We start from the raw sequence: 18,911 nt of genomic DNA, 5'->3' as shown, positions 1-18,911 counted from the left end.
TCCCGGCGCGGGGCCGGGTGTCGGAAACGATTGCGAGATCACTTCAATGTTGCAGGCACTACGTAACAAGCTACACGGATGGCCAGCCATCGTCGTTCTGGGCGTTTGCGTGTTTGCCGTGGCATTTTTCGGTATCGAGTCCTATTTCCTGGGCAATACCGAAACGTTCGTCGCCAAGGTCGGCAAGCATGAAATCAGCCAGCAGGAGTTTCAGAATCGCCTAAACAGCCTGCGCCAGCAGACCGCTGAGCAGAAAGGCGATACGAGCGTCTACGAAAAGCCGGAAATGAAGCAGCGCGTGCTGGACGCAATGATCGCGCAGACGCTGCTGACCCAGACCGGCGAAGATCTCGGCATGCGCGTGTCCAGTGGCGCGGTACGCGAGCGCATTGCGTCGCTGCCGTACTTCCAGATCAACGGACAGTTCGATCCGAACACCTATCGCGCGCTGTTGGCCGCGCAGGGCATGGCACCGACCACGTTCGAGGGTCAGGTTCGTTCGGACCTGCAGGTGCAGCAATTGCCTGATGCTCTGGCTGGCAGCGCGATCGTCACCGACGCGGACGTAGATCGTTTCCTGAACATCAATTTCCAGCGCCGCAACCTTCGCTTCGTGGCGCTGCCGCACCCGGCCGGCGTCGACAGCAATGTCACCGACGCGCAGATCGATGCGTACTACAAGGCACACCAGGCGGACTTCATGAGCCCCGAGACGGTGTCTCTGAGCTACCTCGAAGTCAACGGCGCGGACCTCAAGCCCGAAGCGCAGGCCAGCGACGAAGAACTCAAGAAGCGCTACGACGCGGCAAAGCAGCGCTTCCAGAAGCCCGAGCAGCGCCTAGTGTCGCACATCCTGATCAACGTGCCCAAGAACGCAACGCCGGAACAGCAGAAGGCGGCACTGGCCAAGGCCGAAAAGATCGCCTCGGAAGCCACGCCGCAGAACTTCGCCAAGCTGGCCGAACAGGATTCGGAAGACTTGGGCTCGAAGCGTCAAGGTGGTGATCTGAGCTGGCTGGAAAAAGGCATTGCCAACCCGGCGTTCGACACTGCGCTGTTCTCCATGCAGAAGGGCCAGATCTCCAAGCCGGTGCTGTCGCCTGACGAGGGCTACCACATCATCTACCTGCGCGACGTGCGTGCGGGTGAGGTCAAGCCGTTCGAAGAAGTGCGTGCACAGCTGGCGCAGGAAGCGGCCAAGGCCGATAGTGATCGCCTGTACAACGATTTCGCCGGCAAGCTTGCGGACAAGACCTACCAGTCGCCGTCTTCGCTGGATCCGGCCGCGCAGGAACTCAAGCTGACGGTCAAGACCACGGAAGCATTCTCGCGCCAGGGCGCGGCGACGGGCATCGCGGCAAATCCGAAAGTCGTCACGGCGGCGTTTTCCGACGACGTGCTGGCCCAGGGTAACAACTCGGGTCTGATCGACCTGGGTGGCGATCATGCCGTCGTGGTGCGCGTCGACAAACATGTTGCATCTGCCGTCCGTCCGCTGGCTCAGGTCAGCGACGAGATCCGCAAGAAGATTGTCGACGAACGCACGGTGGCTGCAGCCAAGCAGCAAGCGGATGCGCTGCTCGCTCGCCTGCAGAAGGGCGAAGATCTGCAAACCGTTGCAACGTCCCTGGGTGCTACCGTACGCACCGTCAACGACGTCCAGCGCGGTCAGGACCAGGTTCCGCCGGAACTGCTGACGCAGGCATTCAAGCTGCCGCATCCGGTGGAAGGCAAGCCGCAGTATGCGTCGGTAGCGTTGCCCGATGGGAGCTTCGATCTGCTGGCGCTCGACAAGGTCGAGGGCGCCGACCTGTCGAAGATGACGCCGGACGATCGCAACTCGCTGCGCACGCAGATGCAGCAGACCTTCGGCGCGATGCAGACGAATGGTTTGATCGAAGCGCTTAAAGCTACTGCGGATATCAAGATCGCTACGGATCGTATGTAAGCGGCAATGGTGTTCGTGAAAAAAAAGGCGGCCGTTTGGCCGCCTTTTTTATTTCGCCGCTCGTAAGAGCCCCCCCCTCACCCCAACCCTCTCCCCCGGCAGAGCCAGGGGAGAGGGGGCGCATTGAGGCAAGTTTGAATCTTGCGTGCTTTTAGCTCCCTCTCCCCTGGCTCTGCCGGGGGAGAGGGCTGGGGTGAGGGGGCGCAATAGGCGATGCGAAGCGAGCCTGCAATCAAACCCCAGTCATCCCAAGAATGCTGTAACCCGCATCGACATGCATGATTTCACCGGTCACGCCCGACGCAAGATCCGAACACAGAAACGCACCGACGTTACCCACTTCATCGATAGTGACACTGCGACGTAGCGGTGCATTCTCATCGACGTGATCGAGCATCTTGCGAAAATTGGCGATGCCCGCCGCGGCCAGGGTCTTGATCGGACCTGCCGATATCGCGTTGACGCGCGTGCCCTCCGGTCCAAGATTGAAAGCCAGATAGCGCACGTTCGCTTCGAGGCTGGCCTTGGCCAGGCCCATGACGTTGTAGTGGGTCAGGGCGCGTTCCGCACCGAGATAACTCAGCGTGAGAATCGCGCCGCCGCGGTTGGCCATCATCGGTCGGGCGGCCTTGGCGAGTGCGGCGAGGCTGTAGCTGGAAATGTCATGCGCGATGGAGAAGTTTTCGCGCGTAAGGTTATCCAGAAAACCGCCCTGAAGCGCTTCACGTGGTGCATAACCGACAGAGTGCACCAGGATGTCGAAACCGTCCCAATGCTTGCCGAGCTCGGTCGCCATGTCGGAGATCTGTGCGTCTTCGGCAACGTCGCATGGCAGGACGATATTGGAGCCGAAGGCGTTGGCCGCTTCGTCGACGCGGTCCTTGAGGCGATCGTTCTGATAGGTAAAGGCAAGCTGCGCGCCTTCGCGATGCATGGCGTTGGCGATGCCCCAGGCGATCGATCGCTGACTGGCGATACCGACGATCAGAGCTCGCTTACCGTGAAGAAATCCCATGGCACCCTCCTGAGGACCGACAAGTTGCGCCGCCGGGCGCTGCCGCAGGAGTTTAGCTGCCGCTGACCTTGATCGTCTGACCCGGCTTCAGTTTGGCGCCCTGCAGGCCATTCCAGCGCTGCAACTGCTTGGTGGTCACGCTGTAACGCCTTGCGATGGTCGATAAGGTATCGCCGGATTTGATCTTGTACGTCGTCGCCTTGGCGTGCTTGCCGTGCTTGGCTTGGTCCGGGATCGAATCCTGATCATCGGCCGACGATCCGGCGTCGCTTATCGACGCCAGCGAGGCATCGTTCGTATCTGTGACGCTGTTGCCGGCCTGCAGGGAGGACTGGCGGAACTGTTCGGCCTTGTCGCTGGGCAGCAAAAGGTACGACGCGACATTCGGATCCACCGTATTGCTGCGAAAGCCGGAGTTGAGGAACTTGAAATCGTTGACCGACATGCCTGCGTGGCTGGCGGCCTGCGTTACCGGCATGGCATGGTCGACGTCGACCTTGACCAGACGCTGTTCGGAAGGCAGTTGCGGCAAGGTGACATGGAAGCGCTCGGGCTCGCGAACGACGCAGGCCATGGCCAGCAGCTTGATCAGGTGCTCGCGTGTGACGCGCTTGACCGGCATGCGCGGAATCGCCGGATCGGCGGCGGGCGTACCGTACTTGTCGGTCAGGTTGCGCACCGAAAACTCACCCGCGTTGTACGCGTAATCGACCATGCGCCAATCGCCAAGGTCGTCGTAGTAGCGGCGCAGCAGCGTCATGACCTTGTCGGTAGCTTGCGGCACGTCGAGGCGTCCGTCATAGCGCTTGTCCACGCGCATGCCCAGCGCTTGCGCGGTCACTGGCATGATCTGCCACATGCCGGCAGGGTTCCCTTTGTGTCCGGGCACGGGCTGGTAGTGGCTTTCGACCCAGGGTAGCAACACGAATTCGCCGGCGACCTGATGCTTGGCGGCAATCTGCTGCACATAGGCGAGATGCGGTAGCACGTCGCTCAGCTGGCTCTCGAAACGCTGCGGGTTGCGCGTAAATGCGTTGGCCGCGCTCATGATGGCCGGGTCGGCGTCGCAGTCGTCCATCGCGAAGCTGTTGCGCAAGTTGCCCCATACGTCGCCGGACGCGACCGGTTCCGCGGTAGCGGCAGGACCTGTCGGGTGCGCGATATCGGTGACCACCGGCGTGCTCTTGGGCGGCGTAATGCTGGGTGCGCGACTTGCCGGTTGCGGTGTCGTGCTTACGCAAGCGGCAAGCAAACTGGTGAGCGCCAGAGGAAGCGGGCGAAGGTGTCGAGGGTTCATCCGCGAAAGTCATCCTTGGCAGCACGCAAGACCGCAAAGCGGCCGACACGATCGGAGGCGGCATGTTCCTGCCGGGCGCACCAGGCCATCACATCGGGGCTGTCGACCCGCAGGAAAGGATTGGCCGCCAGCTCGTCCGACAGCGCGATGGGTACGCTCGGCTTGCCGGCATGGCGCAAGGTTGCGACCTGGTCCAGCCGTGCCTGCAGGGCGGCATTGTCTGGTTCCACGGTCAGCGCAAAGCGCCCATTGGCTGCGGTGTATTCATGGGCGCAGCAGACCAGGGTATGCGCCGGCAGGGCGCGCAGCCGGTCGAGCGAGGCAAGCATCTGGGCCGGCGTGCCTTCGAACAGGCGACCGCAGCCGAGGCTGAACAAGGTGTCGCCGCACAGCAGCAGATCTTCGCCGGAAAACGCGATATGGCTGACCGTATGGCCGGGGACGGCGATCACTTCGAAACGCGCGGTCGGATGGTCGAGGATGACGCTGTCGCCATCGGCCACCCATTGCGTGGCCACCGTGATGCGCTCGTCCTTCGGTGCGTAGACCGGGACGAAACGATGCTCCAACAAGGCCGACACGCCACCGATATGGTCGCCATGGTGATGGGTGAGCAAGATTGCGCACAGGGTGAGCTTGCGCTCGGCCAGTGCCTGTTCCACCGGTGCGGCATCGCCCGGATCGACGACGATGGCGTGACCGGCATCGTCGTGCAGCAACCAGATGTAATTGTCGGCAAGCGCCGGTAACGGTACGACGTGCAAGGAAGACCCCACTGCGGTTTCGTATCGACTGACGCATGCATCCTGCGTGCGCAAGGCAAGCGACTATAAAGCCGCCTTCTTGCCCGCTCGTTAGCCAGGCGTTAAAGGCTGGCGCGGCCATTCAGGCTTGTGTCGGCCGGCACATCGAAGCTGCGGCAGCCATTACACTGTGCGCTGCAGATTCACTCCCGGGCCGTCGACGCATGCTTCAGCGCGACAACGACATCTACACCAGCACGCCGCTCCACGGACTGGTCGCTGAAGAATCGGTCGCCCTGTCGGCCGATCTGCAGCGCTGTGCCGGCAAGCACGGGCTGTTGCTGACCGCCGTGGCCGGCGATATGTCGCCCGGCCTGCCCATGCTCAACCACTGGGTACGCCTGACCTTGGGGCAGGGGCGCTTCCAGGGCGACCTGAAGGGCCGTGCGGATGAGCCGCTGCCTTTCCTCGACGAGTCGTTCGAACTGGTCATGCTGCGGCACGCGCTGGAAGTGGCGCCCGTGCCGCGCGCGCTGCTGGACGAGGCGATCCGCGTGCTGGCTCCGGGCGGTACCCTGGCGCTGACCGGCGTGCACCCTTTCAGCGTGTGGAACCCATGGTTGCGGTGGCGCACGCGCCCGGCGCCGGTCTCGCTGATGTCGCCCTGGGTGGTGGAACACTGGCTGCGCGCCAATGACCTCAGCGTCGAGCGCGTGCAGCGCGTTGGTCGCTGGCGGCCTGGTGCGGTGGAGGAATGGCGAGTTACGCCGCTCCTGGGCGGGGGCTATGTGCTGATCGCGCGCAAACGCCGTCACGCCATCACGCCCACGCGTCTGCGCCCCAAGGCGGTGGCTGCTCCCGTTGGTGTCGGCCTGGCCCCTGGCGCGCGCCGCAGTGCCGCTTGAGCGGCATCTTTATTCCTTGGCGACTATGAAACTTAAGGTGGTTGTTTGACTGACGTACAAGCTTTTACTGACGGCGCCTGTCTGGGCAATCCTGGCCCGGGTGGCTGGGCCGCGTTGTTGCGTGCCAAGGGTACCGAACGGATGTTGGCAGGTGGCGAGCCGGCGACGACCAATAACCGCATGGAACTGATGGGCGCGATCGCCGCGCTCGAGGCCCTGACCCGGCCCTGCAAGGTCGTGCTTTGCACCGATTCGCGCTATGTCATGCAAGGCATCGAGGAATGGGTGCCCAAATGGAAAGCCAACGGCTGGCGTACCGCCGACAAGAAGCCCGTAAAGAACCAGGACCTGTGGGAGCGCCTGTCGCAGGCGGTGAGTCCGCACCAGGTAACATGGCAGTGGGTGAAAGGGCATAACGGTCACGTCGAAAACGAGCGTGTCGACGTTGCCGCCCGTCAGCAGGCAGAACTGTTCAAGGTGAGCGCATGAGGCAGATTGTTCTCGATACCGAAACCACCGGCCTGGAAGTCCGCCAGGGGCATCGGCTGATCGAAATCGCCTGCGTGGAAATGATCGAGCGCCGTCCCACCGGCAACAACTACCAGACTTATCTCAATCCCGAACGTGCGATCGACGAAGGCGCGCGTCAGGTCACCGGTATCGAAGACGAGTTCCTGCTCGACAAGCCGTTCTTTGCCGATGTGGTGGACGAGTTTCTCCAGTTCATCGACGGCGCCGAGCTGATCATTCACAACGCGACCTTCGACGTCGGCTTTCTCGATGCGGAGCTTGAGCGTGCCGGTCGCGGCAAGATCGCCGATCGTTGCACCGTCCTCGATACGCTGGTGATGGCGCGCGAGCGTTATCCCGGGCAGCGCAACAGCCTCGATGCCTTGTGCAAGCGCCTGGGTGTGGACAACTCCGGTCGCGATCTGCACGGCGGCCTGATCGATGCGCAGCTGCTGGCCGAAGTCTATCTGTACATGACTTCGGGCCAGGTTGCGCTGGATCTTGGGTTTGAAGGCGCCGCTGAGCAGGGGCCCAATCACGTTGCGGTTCCGCTGCGGCTCGATCGCCGGCCGCGCGTTTTGCGCGCCAGCGAAGAAGAGCAGGTGCTGCACGAGGGCCGGCTCGATGCGCTCGACAAGAGCGCCGGCGGCAGCAGCGTCTGGCGTGCGCAGCATGCGCCTGTCGCGCTGGAAGCGAAGGTTTCCTGAGCGCGTAGCCCCTCAGTGCACGCGCGCAAGGATGGCGGTGATGTTGTCCTTGCCGCCGTGGTCGAGCGCGGCAAGCAAAAGATGATCGATACATTCCTGCGCCGCAAGATCGCGGCGTTCGATCGTGCTGGCGATCGTGTTGTCGCTCAGCTCTTCGGTCAGACCGTCGCTGCAAAGCAAAAAGCTCGTGCCCGGCGTCATGCGCCCACGAGCCATGCCGATATGCAACTGGTCGGCGGCGGTAATGCCCAGTGCCTGCGTGATCACATTGCGTTGCGGATGCCGCGTTGCCTGGGAGGCGTCGAGTGTTCCGGCCTCGACCATCTCCTGCACCAGCGAATGGTCGTGACTGATCTGGCGCAGATGTCCTTGCCATAGGTAAACGCGACTGTCGCCGACCCAGGCCACTTCGTAGCTGTCGGTCGTCATGCGTAACGCCGCGATCGTCGTACCCATCGGCAGGCTGTCATGCCTACCGCGCGCCTGCGCCTGCTGCATCAGGCGCTCGTTTGCAGCGCGCACGGCATCGATCAGACTGTGGCCGCGGGTGACCAGGTCGGTCACGGCATCACGGACCAGGGCGGAGGCTACCTCACCATGGCGATGGCCGCCCATGCCGTCGGCGACCAGGAACAATCCCAGCGATGCGTCGGCGTAGTAAGTGTCCTCGTTGCGCGTACGGCGCAGGCCGACGTGGGTTCCGTGTCCGAACTCGATCATGATGTGCTGATGGCTGCAAGTGCGATAAGCATGACGGATGTAGCGGATCGGTGCAAAACCTTGCGCGATATCGGACAGCCCGGTGAGTTCTCACCCAGCCGTCACCGTCAGAAATAAAAAACGCCCCACAAGGGGGCGTTTCTCATTTCTGGCGGAGAGGGAGGGATTGTCAGGGCCATGAATGGCCCTGACCCTTCGCGCTTACGCGCTACGGGCCAGCCTTCGGCTGTCCGGATTTGCCTTTGGCAAATCCGTCGAACCCAGTGGCTTCTCACCCAGCCGTCACCGTCAGAAATAAAAAACGCCCCACAAGGGAGCGTTTCTCATTTCTGGCGGAGAGGGTGGGATTCGAACCCACGGTACGCTTACACGTACGCCTGATTTCGAGTCAGGTACATTCGACCACTCTGCCACCTCTCCAAAAGCGTGTGCGTTGGTCGACGCGAGCCGGCGATTTTACGCGTTCCGCCATAAGCTGACAACTGTTGTGATACGGCTCAAAGGTCCTGCCCGGCGTGGGCGCCCGAATGCTGGGCTGCGCCGTCCAGTGCAGTGCCAAAGCGGTCCTTTCTCGGCAGATAGTGGTGTTCGGGGTCGAGCGAGAAGGCCACGTAGCGGGCCCGCCCCAGGATTTCCCCGCGGCCGGCAAAGCCCAGGAAGCGCGAGTCATAGCTGTTGTCGCGGTTGTCACCCATCAGCAGGTAGTGCCCGGCCGGCACGGTAACCGGGCCGAAATTGCTGCCGACGCTGGGGCGATAGTCCGAAAGGCGAACGATGCGGGATGCGCTGCCCGTGCGCTCGAGCTCGTAATGCGCGGGGTCGGTGCGGTCATCGCCGATGCCGGCGACTTGGATCGACGAATAGCGTGCGGCCTGTCCGTTGACGTACAGCCGGTTGCCACGCAGCGCAATCCGGTCGCCGGGGACGCCAATGACGCGTTTCACCAGCCGCTCGTTAGCTTCGGTCGAATCGAGGACCACGATATCGCCACGCGCGGGATCGGCGATCTTGTGCAGCGAGATATGCGTGAACGGCAGACGGATGTCGTAGGCCGCGCGGTCGACCAGGATGCGATCGCCGATGCGGATGGTCGGCTGCATCGAGCCGGTGGGTACCACGTTCCAGTCGGCCACCGCGCTGCGGAAGACGAACATGCAGAGCATGAAGGCCAGGAAGCCTTTGTTGCGGGTCAGTAGTCCGGTGAGATAACGCATGGCGATCCCCTTGTGCGTCGGTGGCTGCAAGTTCGGACCTTCAGAGGAACGGGGAGTTCAGATGACTTTCGACCTCCCTTAGCCATCATCCGGGCCTGCGCCGGAATGACGAGAGTGGTGAACTGAGGCGCAAAAAAGGGGCGGTGTCGCCACCGCCCCTCTGAATCCAATCAACCAGCCTTCTTCTTGGCCAGCCGCAGCCACGTATCCACCACCGTGTCCGGGTTCAACGACACCGACTCGATGCCTTGCTCCATCAACCACTCGGCCAGGTCCGGATGATCGGACGGCCCCTGGCCGCAGATGCCGATGTACTTGCCCTTGTCGCGCGCCGTCTTGATCGCCATCGCCAGCAGCTTCTTCACCGCCGGGTCGCGTTCGTCGAACAGGTTGGCCACGATGCTCGAATCGCGGTCCAGGCCCAGGGTGAGCTGGGTCAGGTCGTTCGAGCCGATCGAGAAGCCGTCGAAGATATCCAGGAACTCATCGGCAAGCAGGGCGTTGGACGGCACTTCGCACATCATGATGATCTTGAGTGCCGCTTCGCCGCCGACGCTCGCACCTTGCTTGAGACCGTTCTTTTCCAGCACTTCGATCACCTTGCGGCCTTCGCCCAGGGTGCGCACGAACGGGATCATCACCCAGACGTTGTCCAGGCCCATCACTTCGCGGACTTTCTTGACCGCCTTGCACTCCAGCCCGAACGATTCGGCAAAGCCGGAATCGACGTAACGGCTGGCGCCGCGGTAGCCGATCATCGGATTTTCTTCATGCGGCTCGTAACGTGCGCCGCCAAGCAGGTTGGCGTATTCGTTCGACTTGAAGTCGGACAGGCGCACGATCACCGTCTTGGGAAACACCGAGGCGGCGATGGTGGCGATGCCTTCGGCCAGACGATCGACATAGAAGCTCACCGGGTCGGCATAGCCGGCGATGCGCTCGTCGATCTTTGCCTTGGTCGCGGCGTCCTGCTTGCCGTATTCGAGCAACGCTTTTGGATGCACGCCGATATGGCTGGCGATGATCATTTCGAGACGCGCCAGGCCGATGCCTGCATTGGGCAGCATGCCGAAATCGAAGGCGCGCTCCGGGTTGGCGACGTTCATCATGATCTTCAGCGGTGCCTCGGGCATATCGCCCAGGTCCGCAGTCACGCGATCGAACTTCAGCAGGCCTTCGTAGATAAAGCCGGTATCGCCTTCGGCGCAGGACACGGTGATGTCCTTGCCATCGGGGATCAATTCCAGCGCATTGCCGGTGCCGACTACCGCAGGTACGCCGAGCTCGCGCGCGATGATCGCCGCGTGGCACGTGCGGCCGCCGCGATTGGTGATGATCGCCGAAGCGCGCTTCATCACCGGCTCCCAGTCGGGGTCGGTCATGTCGGCGATCAGCACGTCACCGGCTTGCACCTTGCTCATATCGTCCAGGTTGCGCACGACGCGCGCCTTGCCGGAGCCGATCTTCTGGCCGATGGCGCGGCCTTCGGCCAGTACCCTGCCTTTTTCGTTGAGGTGGAAGCGTTCCAGCTGCGTGGCGTTTCCACGCGACTTCACGGTTTCCGGGCGGGCCTGCACGATGTACAGCTTGCCGGTGTTGCCGTCTTTGGCCCACTCGATATCCATCGGGCGGCCGTAATGCTGCTCGATCACCAGTGCCTGGCGCGAGAGTTCCTCGACGTCGGCATCGGTAATGCAGAACTTGTTGCGCAGTTCGACCGGTGTGTCTTCGGTCTTGACGCGTTCGCCCGGCGCGCTGGAATAGATCATGCGCAACTGCTTGGCGCCGAGCTGGCGACGCAGCACTGCGGGCTTGCCCTGCTTGAGCGTGGGCTTGAACACGTAGAACTCGTCCGGATTGACCGCGCCCTGCACGACCATTTCGCCCAGGCCGTAGCTGCCAGTGACGAAGACCACGTCGCGGAAGCCCGACTCCGTATCGAGCGTAAACAGCACGCCCGACGCGCCCACATCCGAGCGCACCATCAATTGCACGCCGGCGGAAAGGAACACGTCTTCGTGCTTGAAGCCCTGATGCACGCGATAGGCGATGGCGCGGTCGTTGTATAGCGAGGCGAAGACTTCCTTCACCTTGTGCAGTACGTCCTCGATACCGACCACGTTGAGAAAGGTTTCCTGCTGACCGGCAAATGAGGCGTCGGGCAGGTCTTCGGCGGTGGCCGAGGAACGCACGGCGACGGCGATATTGTCGGCGCCGGCATCCTTGCAAAGCTTGATGTAGGCGTCGCGGATGGCCTTGTCCAGCTCGGCGGGCAGGGGCGTTTCCGTCACCCATTCGCGGATTTCCTTGCCCGCGGCGACCAGCGCCTGTACATCGTCGACATCCAGGCCGGTCAGGCGCTCCTGGATACGCTTGGCCACGCCGCTCTTTTCCAGGTATTGCTGGAAGGCATCGGCGGTGGTGGCGAAACCGCCCGGCACCGAGACCCCAAGCTTGGCCAGGTTGCCGATCATTTCGCCGAGCGACGCGTTTTTGCCGCCGACCTTTCCAAGGTCGGTCATGCGCAGCGTGTCGAGCCAAAGCACCAAATCGTTCAAGGGAGTCTCCTTAAGAGCTCTAATGGGTGATGCGGTTGAGAGACCGGCTTCAAGGCAAAAACCGGTCGCAAAGAACTGGTATTGTCCGCTGCCAATGGTGCGCGGCACAAGAAGACCATTGGCTTCAGATACCAAGCCAACGCAATACCAGTCAGGTGAAAGTCAAGCAAAGACAGGTCTGCAGGCTTGCGCTATGGTTCCCCAACAACCCGCCCGAACACCCAGGACGACTCATGCAGCGAACTGTTTTTTTCATCTCCGACTCCACTGGTATTACCGCGGAGACGATCGGCAACAGTATCCTGGCGCAGTTCGAGGGCGTGCAGTTCGACAAGCACCGCCTCCCATTCATCGACGACGCACAAAAGGCGGAAGCCGCCGCGCTGCGTATCAAGACACGCTACGCGCAGACGGGTGAAAAGCCCATCGTGGTCAATACCATGGCCGATCGCTCGCTATGCGACATCGTCGCGACCAGCGGGGCCTTGATGATGGACGTTTTCGCACCATTTATCGGTCCGCTGGAGGAAGAACTGGGGGCCAAGCGCTCGGGTGCGGTGAACCGGTCGCACGGTCTGGTTGACTTCGAAAAGTACGAGGCGCGCATCAACGCGACTAACTACGCGCTTTCACATGACGACGGCATCGATGTCGACTACGGGCAGGCGGATCTGATCCTGATCGGGGTATCGCGCTCGGGCAAGACGCCGACCTGTCTGTACATGGCCTTGCATTACGGGGTCAGCGCCGCCAACTATCCCCTGACCGACGACGACCTGGACAAGCTCGAATTACCCGCCCGGTTGCTGAAGTACAAAGACCGCCTGTTCGGGCTTACCATCGAACCGCAGCGCCTGGCGCAGATCCGCGAACAGCGACGCGCCAACAGCCGTTATGCGACGATCCAGCAATGCCGGTGGGAGCTGGAACAGGCTGAAAAGCTGATGCGGCGGGAAGGGATCCCCAGCCTCAACACGACCCACGTCTCCATTGAAGAAATCGCCAGCAAGATTTTCGACCGCTTCGGCATCGAGCGGACCATGTTCTAGTTATCGCCCGAGAGTGAAATACCGCCCATGAGTGTCGTTTTGGACAGCCGCAATGCGCTATTGCCAGGCCGCTTCGGTTTCCTGATGGGCCTCTATGCGGAAAATTATCACCGGCTGGCGCGCCTGTTCGCGCCGCACAAGCTGACGCCCGGGCGTTACGTATCGAGCGTGGACGACGGCCTGGACGTGCACCTGCACATCCAGGAATGTCATCCCTATACGCTGGAACTCGAGCTCACCTACGACTTTATCGATCAGCAGACTGGCCAACCGTCGCCATCCGCCCAGTTGCGCATGTATACCGACGCCCATGTGGCCGAGGCCCTGCATTGCCATCCGGGACGGCATCTGTGGCAGGTATTGGGACCCTTCGCGCCCGCACACACGGTGCTTCAGCACCGCCTTCGCATGAACGGTTTCCTGACCCGTTGGCTGGAGTACCTGTCGGAGCAGGGGCATTCGATCGGCACGCTGGAACGCATTCCCGAGCCGGAGATCCACGGCTAGCTTGTCGCGACTACCAAGGTCATTCCGGAAGGCAGACAACAAAAAACCCGCACTAGGCGGGCTTTTCGTTAATGGCGGAGCGGACGGGACTCGAACCCGCGACCTCCGGCGTGACAGGCCAGCATTCTAACCGACTGAACTACCGCTCCGTATTGCTTCCAGCTACTGTGGCTCCAACTTGGCGTCCCCACGGGGATTCGAACCCCGGTCGCCACCGTGAAAGGGTGATGTCCTAGGCCTCTAGACGATGGGGACAATTCAAGTTGGTGGAGCCAGGCGGGATCGAACCGCCGACCTCCTGCATGCCATGCAGGCGCTCTCCCAGCTGAGCTATGGCCCCAGCCGCTGGAAGCCCGAAAGAATAAAAGGGGTTCGGGATTTCGTCAAGGGTTCGTGACAAAAAAATTCTAAAAAGTTTGCGCCGATGTTGCCGGCGTGCGGATAGCGATCTCTTGCCATGACGCATGCGTCGTACATGGCGTGATTGAGCATCGAAGAGCGGCTGTTAGTCTTGGCTTGTCGCTCGATGGGAATCGCAATGCACGAACTTCAGTTCATACAGGATCTCGCCACCGTCATGCTGGTTGCCGGTTTGACTACGGTGATCTTCCAGCGCCTGCGTCAGCCGGTAGTGCTCGGCTACATCATCGCTGGCGTGGTCGTCGGGCCCTATACGAACTCGATCATTTTCATCCACGACGAAAACACCATTCGCACGCTGTCCGAGCTGGGCATGATCCTGTTGTTGTTCGCGTTGGGGCTGGAGTTCAGCCTGAAGAAATTGCGCGAGGTCGGCGGTGCGGCACTGGTCGCGGCGGTGTGCGAAATCGTGTTGATGCTGTGGCTGGGCTACGAGATCGGGCGCTTCTTCGACTGGAGCTCGATCGACTCGCTGTTCCTTGGCGCGATGTTGTCGATTTCCTCGACGACGATCATTCTGAAAGCGTTGGGCGATCTGAGCCTGAAGCGCGAGGGCTTCGCCCAGGTGATCTTCGGCATCCTGATCATCGAGGACGTGCTTGCCATCGTCTTGATGGCCCTGCTCACCGGCATTGCCAGCACGGGCGATCTGGCGGCGGGCGAGGCGATGGAGGCGGTCGGTCGACTGACCTTGTTCATGGCCGTGTCGTTGGTCGTTGGCCTCTTGATGGTGCCCCGCGTGGTCGACTACATCGCCCGCGTCAGCCGCGACGATGTGTTGCTTATTGCCGTGCTTGGCCTGTGTTTCGGCTTCTGCCTGCTGGTGTCGCAAATGGGCTACAGCGTTGCGCTGGGCGCCTTCTTGATCGGCGCGATCGTTGGCGAGTCGACCAGCGTGCGTCGCATCGAGCGCATTGTCGGGCCGGTGCGCGACATGTTCAGCGCGATCTTCTTCGTGGCGATCGGCATGCTGATCGACCCGAAAGTGCTGGTGCAATACGCGTGGCCGATCACCATCGTCACGATTGCGGTGGTGCTGGGAAAAGTGATCACCTGCAGCTTCGGTGTGTTCGTTGCCGGCAAGGACGGGCGTACATCGCTGCGTGTAGGCATGGGGCTGGCGCAGATCGGCGAATTCTCGTTCGTGATCGCGTCGCTTGGCCTGAGTCTTAAAGTGACCAGCGGTTTTCTGTATCCGATCGCGGTGGCGGTGTCGGCGATCACCACGTTTCTTACGCCTTATCTCATACGCGCCTCCGATCCACTATCGGGCTTGCTCGCGCGCCGTCTGCCTTCAGGTTTGACCGGTGTCTTCAGCGCCTATACCGACTGGATGGGCAGCATCAGTTTTTCGGGGCAGGGCGCCATCATCATGAAGATGATCCGTCGCCTGGTCTGGCACGTCATCATCAACATGATGCTCGTGGTCGCCGTGTTCCTGATCATGGCCTACCTGTATCGGCGTGGGTATTTTCATTGGGACATCTTCAACGGCAGGCTGTTGGTGTCACGTACGGTAGCCTGGTCGATTGCAGCACTCCTGTCGTTGCCGATGATCGTGGCGGCGTATCGCAAGGCCAATGCGCTGGGCATGCTGCTGGCCGAGTTGAGCATCCCGGAGCGGGTGGGCGGGCAGCACAATGTGAAGATTCGTGCCGTACTGGCACGCCTGGTGCCCTTGGCCGCGATGGCCGTGCTGGCCCTGCTTGTGGCAGCGCTCGCTTCGACCATTCTGCCGCCGCGCGAGGTGGCGCTGGTGCTGGTCTTGATCGGGCTGGTGCTGACCTGGCTGCTGTGGCGGGTGCTGGTGCAGGTGCATGCCCGCCTGCAGGCGGCCTTGCGCGACACTTTGGACAAGACCGAGCCGTCAGATCACCGTCATCTATAGAAAAAATCGTAAAAACAGACGATTTTGATCTGCGTCACGAACCTTTGCGCATATGAACGGTCAACGCCTTTGCTCGTTGCTAAGACGGGAAAGGCACCGCACAATGGGCGTTGCGCCTCCATCGGGGAGGCCCGTCCGGTTCGTGCCGGCACATCCAATCACGAGGGAGTTCCAAATGAAGCATTTTCTGCGTCCCACGCTGACGGCGGCCGCTCTGGCCGTTGCGCTGGGTATGACCGCCGGGGTCCACGCTCAGGCCGCCAAGTCGGGCGCAGCGGGCACGGTCGACAAGACCAAGGCCAGCTATGTGGTCGGTTGGGATCTGGCCAGCTCGTTGCCGCCGCTCGTGCGCGACGAAGTTGATCCGGCGACCGTCGCCCGCGCTGTCCAGTCCGCGTTGTCGGGCCAGAAGCCGACCATGTCGGAAGCTGAGTACAAGGCGACCAAGGAAGCCTTCGTGACCCAGCTGCAGGCCAAGGCCAAGGCCGAGTACACCCAGGTGGCCGCCAAGAACAAGACCGAAGGCGACGCCTTCATCGCCAAGAACAAGTCCGCCGCTGGCGTGAAGACCACGGCTTCGGGCCTGCAGTACCAGGTCATCAGCCAGGGTTCGGGTGCACGCCCGGGTCCGAACGACACCGTGCAGGTCAACTACGTCGGCACCTTCGTCAATGGCGAAGCGTTTGACGATTCGTCCAAGCACGAAGGTGGTGGCCCGGCCTCGATCCCGCTCGCTGGCGTGATCCCGGGTTTCCGTGAAGGCCTGCAGCTGATGCAGACCGGCGGTCACTACAAGTTCTTCATCCCGTCGAGCCTGGCCTACGGCGCACAGCCGCAGAACGGCTTCCCGCCGAACGCGACCATCATCTTCGACGTGACCCTCGTCAAGACCGGTCCGACCCCGGCTGGCGGCGGCGACGGCGCGGGCAAGTAAGCCCACGGCGTTACCAAGCACCATCCGACGGGGCGCGAAGCGATTCGCGCCCCGTTGTTTTTTGTGAATTAGCCAGCAGCGGCCTGCTAAAATCGGTCGTCTTGAGATTTCGGGAATCCCCGCGACGATGAAAGTCACCATTTTCGGCACCGGTTACGTAGGTCTGGTCACTGGCGCCTGTCTGGCTGAAATGGGCAATCACGTGGTCTGCGTCGATATCGACGCGGGCAAGGTGGAGCGCCTGAAGCGCGGCGAGATTCCCATCTACGAGCCGGGCCTGGAGCCCATCGTCAAGCGCAACCACGCCAGCGGGCAACTGGATTTCACCACCGATCCGCAACCGGCGATCGAGCACGGTCAGGTGATTTTTATCGCCGTTGGCACGCCGCCGGACGAAGACGGCAGCGCCGATCTGAAATACGTGCTCAGCGTGGCCAGGACCATCGGCCAGCATCTGGATCGTTACGCCGTCGTAGTCAATAAATCCACCGTGCCGGTCGGTACCGCCGATCGCGTACGCCATGCGGTGGCCGGTGAGTTGAACGCGCGTGGTGCCGCCGTCGAATTCGACGTCGTGTCGAACCCGGAGTTTCTCAAAGAGGGCGATGCGGTCGAAGATTGCCTGCGCCCCGACCGCATCATCATCGGCAGCTCCAGCGAACGCGCCATCAATGTGCTGCGCAAGCTCTATGCGCCGTTCAACCGCAATCACGAGCGCACCGTCGTCATGGACGAGCGCTCGGCCGAACTGACCAAGTACGCCGCCAATGCGATGCTGGCGACCAAGATCAGTTTCATGAACGAGATCGCCAATATCGCCGAACGTGTAGGTGCCGACGTGGAGCTGGTGCGCCAGGGCATCGGCTCGGATCCGCGTATCGGGTATCACTTTATCTATCCGGGTGCGGGCTATGGTGGCTCGTGCTTCCCGAAAGATGTGCAGGCGCTCGAGCGTACGGCACGCGGCGTCGGTTACGACGCGCGTTTGCTCGCTGCCGTCGAATCGGTCAATCACGACCAGAAGCTCAAGCTGTTCGAGCTGATCAGCCAGCACTTCGATGGCCAGCTCGCCGGCAAGACCGTTGCCCTATGGGGTCTGGCCTTCAAGCCGAACACCGATGACATGCGCGAGGCGTCGAGCCGTCGGTTGATGGAAGCGTTGTGGGAGGCGGGCGCCAAGGTGCAGGCCTTCGATCCGGAGGCGCGCGAGGAGACTCATCGCGTTTACGGCGATCGCGACGATCTGAGGCTTTGCGATAACGCCTATCAAGCCTTGAGCGGCGCCGACGTGCTGGCTATCGTCACCGAATGGAAAGCCTTCCGCAGCCCCGATTTCGCGCGCATTCGCGCCAGCCTGAGCAGTCCAGCGATTTTCGATGGCCGTAATCTGTACGATCCCAAGCAGGTCGAAGAAGCCGGCCTGGCGTACTACGGTATCGGCCGTGGCCGAAGCTTGAGGGTTTAAGACTTGTCCGATCTCACGCTCGAGCAACGTCTGACCGAGTTGGAGGTGAAACTCACCTTCATCGACGACACGGTCAACGCCCTGGCAGCCGCCGATGCGGATCAGTCACAGCGTATTGCCGCGTTGGAGCGCATCATCCGCGATCTGCGTAGCGAGCTATCGACGATGCGCCTGTCGCAGGGGCACGATCCGCAAAGCGAACCGCCGCCCCCGCATTACTAAGTTTTCCTTTTCTTCCTGAGCGTTCTACGAGTTCAAGATCATGGCCGAATCCCTGCGCGATCAGCTGCTCAAAAGCGGCATCGTCAAACAGGTGCGCGAAGAGAAGCGCGCTTCGTCTCCGCTCGCCGGCAAGCCGCAAGGCAAGCCGTCGCATCAGGGCAAGCCTGCGCATCGCGGGCACGGTAAACCGCAGCAGCAGAACGCTCCGCGCAAGGACGGCGAGATCGATCTGGCCAAGGCTTATGCGGTGCGCGCGCAAACCGAAGCGGCCGAGCGCAAGCGTGCCGAACAGGAGGCCGCCGAGCAGGCGCGCCTGAAACGCGAGCGCAAGCAGAAAATCGAAAAACTGCTGCAGGACCAATCGTTGAACAAGGCCGACGCCGATCAGGCTCGCCATTTCGAATACGGCGGCAAGATCCGTCGCGTCTATCTCGATGCCGCGCAGCTTGTCGCGATCAACACGGGCGAACTCGGCGTGGTGCAGCAGAATGGTCGCTATTTTGTCGTGACGCGCGCGATCGCCGAGCAAGTGCGCGACATCGATGCGCATATGGTCGCCTTGCTGGTCGACCCTAGTGCTGGCGGTGTCGGCGAAGATGGCGTGCCGGATGATTTGATGTGGTGAGGTGGTAGGGCCGCTTGTCAGTAGCAAGCACCCACCCCCTCACCCCAACCCTCTCCCCCGGCAAAGCCAGGGGAGAGGGAGCAGGTATCGCGAATGCGTAACACTGAGGCACCGTCAGTCAGTCCCCTCTCCCCTGGCTCCGCCGGGGGAGAGGGCTAGGGTGAGGGGGGCTTTAAGTCCTCAG

17 protein-coding genes and 4 tRNA genes are annotated in these 18,911 nt (G+C 62.0%); 11 read left to right on the top strand and 10 right to left on the bottom strand.

Features of this window, described 5'->3' with window-relative positions; translation table 11 throughout:
- The first annotated feature begins 46 nt into the window (after nt 1-46).
- Nucleotides 47-1,948 (top strand): SurA N-terminal domain-containing protein, encoded by a 1,902-nt coding sequence (locus QMG46_RS18960; RefSeq protein WP_281849424.1) that lies wholly within the window; start codon nt 47-49, stop codon nt 1,946-1,948.
- Nucleotides 1,949-2,180: 232 nt separating this feature from the next.
- On the opposite strand, the gene QMG46_RS18955 is transcribed toward QMG46_RS18960, so the two are convergent.
- The 3 genes from QMG46_RS18955 to gloB are packed head-to-tail and all read right to left on the bottom strand — an operon-like array spanning nt 2,181 to nt 5,024.
- Nucleotides 2,181-2,963, bottom strand: a complete 783-nt coding sequence (locus QMG46_RS18955; RefSeq protein WP_281849423.1) for an enoyl-ACP reductase FabI — start codon at nt 2,961-2,963, stop codon at nt 2,181-2,183.
- A 52-nt stretch (nt 2,964-3,015) separates the two neighbouring features.
- Nucleotides 3,016-4,260: a LysM peptidoglycan-binding domain-containing protein gene (locus QMG46_RS18950; RefSeq protein WP_345781776.1), complete on the bottom strand. Its 1,245-nt coding sequence runs from the start codon at nt 4,258-4,260 to the stop codon at nt 3,016-3,018.
- Entirely contained in the window at nt 4,257-5,024 is a 768-nt protein-coding gene (gene gloB, locus QMG46_RS18945) for a hydroxyacylglutathione hydrolase (protein ID WP_281849422.1), read from the bottom strand. Before gloB ends, QMG46_RS18950 begins: the two co-directional genes overlap by 4 nt.
- Nucleotides 5,025-5,227: 203 nt before the next feature.
- Between gloB and QMG46_RS18940 the strand changes: the two genes are divergently transcribed.
- From QMG46_RS18940 to dnaQ, 3 genes are read left to right on the top strand one after another with little or no spacing between them, the layout of a single operon-like run.
- Complete coding sequence (locus QMG46_RS18940) at nt 5,228-5,908, top strand: class I SAM-dependent methyltransferase (RefSeq protein ID WP_281849421.1); 681 nt, start codon at nt 5,228-5,230, stop codon at nt 5,906-5,908.
- Between the two features lie 45 nt (nt 5,909-5,953).
- A complete protein-coding gene (gene rnhA / locus QMG46_RS18935; protein WP_281849420.1) occupies nt 5,954-6,397 on the top strand; it encodes a ribonuclease HI in 444 nt (147 codons plus the stop codon).
- Nucleotides 6,394-7,125, top strand: coding sequence for a DNA polymerase III subunit epsilon (gene dnaQ, locus QMG46_RS18930; protein ID WP_281849419.1), 732 nt, complete (start codon nt 6,394-6,396; stop codon nt 7,123-7,125). Before rnhA ends, dnaQ begins: the two co-directional genes overlap by 4 nt.
- A gap of 12 nt (nt 7,126-7,137) precedes the next feature.
- Here dnaQ and QMG46_RS18925 read toward each other — a convergent pair whose 3' ends face one another.
- The 4 genes from QMG46_RS18925 to ppsA form a co-directional block, all read right to left on the bottom strand.
- Nucleotides 7,138-7,845, bottom strand: coding sequence for a PP2C family protein-serine/threonine phosphatase (locus QMG46_RS18925; RefSeq protein ID WP_281849418.1), 708 nt, complete (start codon nt 7,843-7,845; stop codon nt 7,138-7,140).
- Nucleotides 7,846-8,175: 330 nt separating this feature from the next.
- Nucleotides 8,176-8,265: transfer RNA gene (locus QMG46_RS18920), tRNA-Ser, on the bottom strand.
- Between the two features lie 77 nt (nt 8,266-8,342).
- On the bottom strand, nt 8,343-9,059 hold the full coding sequence (gene lepB, locus QMG46_RS18915) for a signal peptidase I (protein WP_281849417.1): 717 nt from the start codon (nt 9,057-9,059) through the stop codon (nt 8,343-8,345).
- 170 nt (nt 9,060-9,229) lie between these two features.
- The gene (gene ppsA / locus QMG46_RS18910) at nt 9,230-11,617 is read right to left on the bottom strand and encodes a phosphoenolpyruvate synthase (protein WP_281849416.1); all 2,388 of its coding nucleotides are present in this window, start codon (nt 11,615-11,617) and stop codon (nt 9,230-9,232) included.
- 233 nt (nt 11,618-11,850) lie between these two features.
- On the opposite strand from ppsA, the gene QMG46_RS18905 reads away from it, so the two are divergent.
- Both QMG46_RS18905 and QMG46_RS18900 read left to right on the top strand, forming a co-directional pair.
- The gene (locus QMG46_RS18905; protein WP_281849415.1) at nt 11,851-12,666 is read left to right on the top strand and encodes a posphoenolpyruvate synthetase regulatory kinase/phosphorylase PpsR; all 816 of its coding nucleotides are present in this window, start codon (nt 11,851-11,853) and stop codon (nt 12,664-12,666) included.
- A 27-nt stretch (nt 12,667-12,693) separates the two neighbouring features.
- Nucleotides 12,694-13,173 (top strand): DUF1249 domain-containing protein, encoded by a 480-nt coding sequence (locus QMG46_RS18900; protein ID WP_281849414.1) that lies wholly within the window; start codon nt 12,694-12,696, stop codon nt 13,171-13,173.
- Between the two features lie 72 nt (nt 13,174-13,245).
- Here QMG46_RS18900 and QMG46_RS18895 read toward each other — a convergent pair.
- The 3 genes from QMG46_RS18895 to QMG46_RS18885 all read right to left on the bottom strand — a co-directional run bounded on the left by QMG46_RS18895 (nt 13,246) and on the right by QMG46_RS18885 (nt 13,513).
- A tRNA-Asp gene (locus QMG46_RS18895) sits at nt 13,246-13,322 on the bottom strand.
- A 30-nt stretch (nt 13,323-13,352) separates the two neighbouring features.
- Nucleotides 13,353-13,428, bottom strand: a tRNA-Glu gene (locus tag QMG46_RS18890).
- A gap of 9 nt (nt 13,429-13,437) precedes the next feature.
- Nucleotides 13,438-13,513, bottom strand: a tRNA-Ala gene (locus QMG46_RS18885).
- A 198-nt stretch (nt 13,514-13,711) separates the two neighbouring features.
- Between QMG46_RS18885 and QMG46_RS18880 the strand changes: the two genes are divergently transcribed.
- From QMG46_RS18880 to QMG46_RS18860, 5 genes are all read left to right on the top strand, one after another.
- Entirely contained in the window at nt 13,712-15,481 is a 1,770-nt protein-coding gene (locus QMG46_RS18880) for a cation:proton antiporter (RefSeq protein WP_281849413.1), read from the top strand.
- Nucleotides 15,482-15,656: 175 nt separating this feature from the next.
- Nucleotides 15,657-16,415, top strand: a complete 759-nt coding sequence (locus QMG46_RS18875) for an FKBP-type peptidyl-prolyl cis-trans isomerase (RefSeq protein WP_281849412.1) — start codon at nt 15,657-15,659, stop codon at nt 16,413-16,415.
- Between the two features lie 127 nt (nt 16,416-16,542).
- Nucleotides 16,543-17,880, top strand: coding sequence for a UDP-glucose dehydrogenase family protein (locus tag QMG46_RS18870; protein WP_281849411.1), 1,338 nt, complete (start codon nt 16,543-16,545; stop codon nt 17,878-17,880).
- Between the two features lie 3 nt (nt 17,881-17,883).
- Entirely contained in the window at nt 17,884-18,102 is a 219-nt protein-coding gene (locus tag QMG46_RS18865) for a SlyX family protein (RefSeq protein WP_281849410.1), read from the top strand.
- A 40-nt stretch (nt 18,103-18,142) separates the two neighbouring features.
- On the top strand, nt 18,143-18,727 hold the full coding sequence (locus QMG46_RS18860; protein ID WP_281849409.1) for a DUF2058 domain-containing protein: 585 nt from the start codon (nt 18,143-18,145) through the stop codon (nt 18,725-18,727).
- Nucleotides 18,728-18,911 lie beyond the last annotated feature (184 nt).

This window comes from Dyella sp. GSA-30 (assembly GCF_027924605.1).
Lineage (GTDB): Bacteria > Pseudomonadota > Gammaproteobacteria > Xanthomonadales > Rhodanobacteraceae > GSA-30.
Note: the sequence above shows the minus strand (reverse complement) of the source record. Positions and strands in the feature narration are given on the sequence as shown.